At 63.4% G+C, this 4,987-nt stretch carries 6 protein-coding genes; 4 read left to right on the top strand and 2 right to left on the bottom strand.

Translation table 11 applies throughout. The features are described 5' to 3' along the window. Nucleotides 1–76 precede the first annotated feature (76 nt). Complete coding sequence (locus EN969_RS16465; protein WP_013530866.1) at nt 77–1,063, top strand: ABC transporter permease; 987 nt, start codon at nt 77–79, stop codon at nt 1,061–1,063. Between the two features lie 2 nt (nt 1,064–1,065). Beyond that, entirely contained in the window at nt 1,066–1,611 is a 546-nt protein-coding gene (locus EN969_RS16460; RefSeq protein WP_027160689.1) for a gluconokinase, read from the top strand. On the opposite strand, the gene EN969_RS16455 is transcribed toward EN969_RS16460, so the two are convergent. Together EN969_RS16455 and EN969_RS16450 are read right to left on the bottom strand one after the other, a co-directional pair. Then, a complete protein-coding gene (locus tag EN969_RS16455) occupies nt 1,606–2,757 on the bottom strand; it encodes a hypothetical protein (RefSeq protein ID WP_063168515.1) in 1,152 nt (383 codons plus the stop codon). The two genes, EN969_RS16460 and EN969_RS16455, sit on opposite strands and share 6 nt — an antisense overlap. A 164-nt stretch (nt 2,758–2,921) precedes the next feature. After that, nucleotides 2,922–3,872: a LysR family transcriptional regulator gene (locus EN969_RS16450; RefSeq protein ID WP_244514315.1), complete on the bottom strand. Its 951-nt coding sequence runs from the start codon at nt 3,870–3,872 to the stop codon at nt 2,922–2,924. Nucleotides 3,873–3,945: 73 nt separating this feature from the next. On the opposite strand from EN969_RS16450, the gene EN969_RS16445 reads away from it, so the two are divergent. Beyond that, nucleotides 3,946–4,368, top strand: coding sequence for a DoxX family protein (locus tag EN969_RS16445; RefSeq protein WP_024501529.1), 423 nt, complete (start codon nt 3,946–3,948; stop codon nt 4,366–4,368). 43 nt (nt 4,369–4,411) lie between these two features. Then, nucleotides 4,412–4,987, top strand: a 576-nt coding sequence (locus EN969_RS16440; protein WP_127419246.1) for an NmrA family NAD(P)-binding protein, incomplete at its 3' end; no start/stop codon positions are given.

Raw genomic sequence — 4,987 nt, 5'->3', positions numbered from 1 at the left:
GCGTTATCCTGCTGGTCGCCGTCAGCCTCGGCGCCTTCGCCCTGTTTCGGGTCCGCAACCGGCTGGAGTGGTTCCTGTGAGCGAAACGACGCTTGGCGGCATTGCCGGCCGCATGCCAAGATTCATCCGCCGCGCCGATCCGGCGGTGCTGACGGCCTTTGCCTGCATCGTGCTTTTGCTGTTCTTCGGCAGCCTCTATTCCAGAAGCTTCCTGTCGCCTGAATATCTCCTGCAGCAGCTCAAGGTGGCTTCATTCCTCGGCGTTATCGCGACAGGCATGATGCTGGTCATCCTGCTCGGCCAGATCGACCTGTCGGTGCCGTGGGCGGTGGCGGCGGGCGCCATGATGGCCTGCGCCGCGGCGGCGTACGGCCCGGTCGGCGTGGCGTTGGCCATCCCGTTCGGCATCATCTGCGGCATGCTGATCGGCGTCGTCAACGGCATCGGCGTCGCCTATCTGCGCATCCCCTCGATGATCATCACATTGGCCACCAACGCTGTCGCGCAAGGGCTGATGGTGGTCTACACCGGCGGCTTCTCGCCGCAGGATTCGGCGACGGGCGCGATGCGCTACCTGGCGACCGGTTTCGCCATTCCGGGCGTGCCCAACGCCGTCATCATCTGGGCGCTGATCGGGGCCGCGATGGTGTTCGTGCTGACGCGGACCGGCTTCGGCCGCACCGTCTACGGCATCGGCAACCGCGAGCGCGCGGCCTATCTCTCCGGCATCGACACAAGGCGCGTGGTGATGATCGCCTTCGCCGTCTCCGGTGGGCTCTCGGCTTTCGGCGGCGTGCTTCTGGCCGGCTATGCCTCCAAGGCGGCGCAGTCGATGGGCGACGCTTATCTGCTGCCGTCGATCGCCGCGGTGGTGCTTGGCGGCACCTCGATCTTGGGTGGGCGCGGCTCCTATCTCGGCACTGTCGCCGGTGTCATCCTCATCACTTTGCTGCAATCCATCTTGTCGGTCATGCAGATGCCGGAGGCGGGGCGGCAGATCATCTACGGTGTCGTCATCGTCGCCATGCTGCTGCTCTACGGCCGCGCGCCGGCAAGCCGCTGACAGTGGACGAAGCGGCAGCACAGGCGCCGACGAGCGCCCCCGGCTCGGTGCCGGCCATCGTGGTTATGGGCGTCGCCGGCTGCGGCAAGTCGGCGGTGGGCGTTGGGCTTGCCGCCGCTCTGGGCGTTACCTTTATCGAGGGCGACAGGCTGCATCCTCCGGAAAACGTCGCACGCATGGCAAGCGGCGAGCCGCTTACCGATCAGCTGCGCGAAGGCTGGCTCAACGCGATCGGCGAGCGCATCGCCGCGTCGGTGGGGCAGGGCAACGGCGTGGTCGCCGCCTGCTCGGCGCTGAAGCGCAGCTACCGCGACCGGCTGAGCGGCTTCTGCCCGGAAATCGTCTTCCTCTATCTGGAGATCGACCCTGGTACGGCCAGGCAGCGCGTCGGCAGCCGCAAGGGCCACTTCATGCCGGCGAGCCTGGTCGACAGCCAGTTCGCCATCCTCGAGCCGCCGGCTGCGGATGAGCGCGCCTCGAAACTCAATGCCACACGCCCGGTCGGTGAGCTCGTCGCCGCCGCGGTCCGTCTGATACGCCGGTCATGAGCCTTCATCCATTCCGATGCCGATGCTGTCCGAGGCCTCGGTCAGCCGCTGCCGGCGGGACCACGTCAGCATCTGCTCGGGGTAGAGCTTCAGCGCTTCCAGCAGGCGGTCGCGCTTGAGCAGGATGTAGTGCGCCTGCACAGTCATGTTCTTGGCGCCATCCCTGGCCATGTCCGTTGCCGGGCTGACAGATGCCTCCGGCGTCAGCTCGGGGCTGAGCACGGCCCGGTATTCGATGAAGGGAACCACTTCGAAGGTCGACATGGCAAACAGGGCGGTCCTGCCCCTGGCGGCGAAATTCGCCGGTGCCGAGGCGAGATGCGTCCAGCCGCTTTCGCCCATGGCTGCCTCGGTGAAGCTCGTGCCGGCATGGACGGTGTTGGTCATCGTCACCACGCCATTCTGCTTCAGGATCTTCTGGATGCGGATGGTGACTTGATAGGTGTCGTCGCGGCCAAAGACGACCCGGCTTTTCAGGAACCGGTTTTCGACATCGATCAGCGGCGGATTGAGGAAACGCAAGCCGAACGCCGATTCGGAAATACCGTGGGTGTTGACGCTCACCTGATGCGCTTCGATACCGGCCTCGTACAGCGCGCGCTTGCCGATGATGGTCTGGGCGGTGAACTGATCGCACCAGAGGATGGCGCCGTGGCCGCGCTGCAAGGCCGACCGCAGCCCCGCCAACCCCTCCAGCCGGATCGTCGGCGACCAGCGGCCGGCCACCAGATGTGCGGCGAGCTGCAAGCGGCGGCGGTGGCGCGCTGCCAGCAATCCCTCGAACAGCTTGCGTGCATCGATACCATCGCCCAGCACCGCGAGCGTGGCGGCAGCGTAGGCCGGGAATTCCTTGCGCATATGGCGCTTGAGGCGAAACCTCGATACGCGGCCGCAGATCGGCGCCCACCACCGCACCGGCAGTGCCGCCGCCACCACGAGATAGAAGATAGACAGCAGGCCTTCGCGAAGATCCTTGTTGGAAAAGCGGCGAAGCCGGCCAGGGCGAACCAGCTTGCGGCTGAAGAAGCGTACATCCTCCGCCCGTTCCGGGACGAAGACGTCTGCGATGATTTCAGTGCGGAAACTGGCTGCCGACGGCAGCTTGCGGGCGGCCTTGCGGGATTTTTCTAACCACCACAGCCTCATCGGTCCAGCCCGTTCTTCGAACCCCGCTTTACTGCGTCGGCTTGGGCCGTGCAAGGTCATGTCCGCGCTCAAGACTTCTGCAAATTTCGCTTGCCCTAGACTTGAGACAAGCGCGCCGCTTACGAAGTGTTGATTTCGAGGGCCGGACGAAGATAGTCGTATCGCTATTCCATATATGGCGTCAGCACATCTTCGATCCATTTCATGAACGCGCGGACCCGGCGCGATAGATTGCTCCGATGTGCGACGACGAGGGACACGGCGAGCGGCCGGCGACGAAAATCGGGTAGGATCTCGACAAGCGCTCCACTCCCCAAGTATCGGCCAATGCCCAAGAGTGGCGCCTGGATCAGGCCGAGGCCGGCGAGGGCCGCTGCTTCGTAGGTCTGTGCGCTGTTGACGTGTAGCGCACCTGGCAACTGAAGCGTCGCGTAGCTGTCGCCGTCCGGATATTCCCATCCATAGGGTCGCGCGCCCAGCAGCGTCGAAAAATGAATTGCCCTATGTTCCTGACGCTGGAGATCTTCCAGCGATCGAGGCACGCCATGGCGCGCCAGATAGGCGGGACTGGCTGCGTTGGCCATGCGCAACAGGCCCAACGGGCGGGCAATCAGGGTCTCGTCGCGAATGGGTCCAAGCCGCAATACACAATCGAACCCCTCTTGAACCAGATCGACTTGCCGATCCGTACTCGACACCTCCAGCTCCAACTCGGGGTGAGCCGCCATGAAATCCGGCAAAGCCGGTACGATCGTTGTGCGCGCCACTTCGGTCGGAAGGTCGACCCGCAAACGGCCGCGAAGTGCCACGCGGTCGCCTGCGAACATCGAGTGCAGATCATCGACTTCAGCAAGCAGATCGCGGGCGCGGGCATGAAATGCGCGTCCGTCCTCCGTCAACCGCACGCTGCGCGTCGTCCGGTGCAGAAGCCTGACACCCACATCTTCTTCCAGCTTGCGGACCGCCGTTGAGGCTCTCCCCTTTTGGATGCCCAGGCTATCGGCCGCGCGGGTGAAGCTCCCCATTTCCGCGACCGTTGTGAAAATGAGGATGGGTTCGAGATTCTGCATTTTCGTGCCTCGGATTGTTTCCCAAAAAGAGAACAGTTGGTTCATTTTCTCGGCATTTATCACATTTGAGAGGCACAGTAAGCTTCGAATATGGGATCTCCCCATCGGAGAATGACAAGTGTCCGAAACTGTGAACCTGCATCAGACACCGGAAATTATGACCTTGCATCGCGCCCTGTGGGCCGGCCGGATCATGAGCGCGTTTGTCGTCATCGCCCTGACGGCAGATGGCACTGTTCAGCTTTTCGCGCCGGCACAGATCGCCAGCATGTTGCAGGAAACCGGGTTTGCGATGGACCTGACCCGTGTCGTGGGTCCGATCATCCTCGCCTGCGCCATCCTCTACGCCATCCCGGTCACCGCCGTCCTCGGCGCGATCCTGGTGACGGGCTTTTTGGGAGGTGCCATCTGCGCCCATCTCCGCATCGGTGAGTTGGGGTCGCCGCCGGAAATCATCTCCCTGTTTCTGGGCGCGATGACCTGGGGCGGCCTCTATCTCCGCGATCCCCGTATCCGGGCCATTCTGCCGCTCATCCATTGAACCAACAGGGGCAGCTCTGTCCCCCGACATCAGGAGAAAACACATGTTCCTAGTAATGGGAATCACGGGAAAAGTTGGCGGCGCAACGGCAGAGCATCTGCTGGCGCACGGCAAGGAGGTACGCGCACTCGTCCGCAACCGCGACAAGGCGGCCAATTGGGCGAACCAGGGCGTGGAACTGGTAGACGGCGACTGGAATGATTCGGCAGCCATCGAGCGAGCCCTCAAAGGCGTCGAAGGCGCGTTCGTCATGTTGCCCCCTGTCTGGGCGCCGTCGCCCGATTACAAAGAAGCGAGGAGCGTGATTGCTAGCTATGTCGAGGCTCTGACCAAGGCAGCGCCGCCGCGAGTGGTCGCGCTTTCGTCGATGGGTGCGAACAGAACAAGCGGGCACGGGGTGATCGCGGCCTTGTCGCTTCTGGAGCAAGGGTTTCGCGGCCTGACATCACCAACCGCATTTGTGCGCGCGGGGGGATTCTTCGAAAATTTCCTCTACGGCTTGCAGGTCGCGCAGGGCGGAATGCTACCGGTCTACTACAATCCGACAAACCGGAAATCGACCATGGTTGCGACGAACGACATCGGCGCAGAGGTCGCAACCCTTTTGACCGGGTCGACG

This window comes from Mesorhizobium sp. M7A.F.Ca.CA.003.01.2.1 (assembly GCF_003998945.1).
In the GTDB taxonomy this organism is placed as follows: domain Bacteria; phylum Pseudomonadota; class Alphaproteobacteria; order Rhizobiales; family Rhizobiaceae; genus Mesorhizobium; species Mesorhizobium ciceri.
This window is presented reverse-complemented; position numbering and strand designations above follow the sequence as displayed.

What these genes read in the sequence shown, in the direction of transcription:
- EN969_RS16455 (WP_063168515.1), bottom strand. Translation starts at nt 2,757, where the DNA reads ATGAGGCTGTGGTGGTTAGAAAAATCCCGCAAGGCCGCCCGCAAGCTG.
- EN969_RS16450 (WP_244514315.1), bottom strand. Translation starts at nt 3,872, where the DNA reads ATGAACCAACTGTTCTCTTTTTGGGAAACAATCCGAGGCACGAAAATG.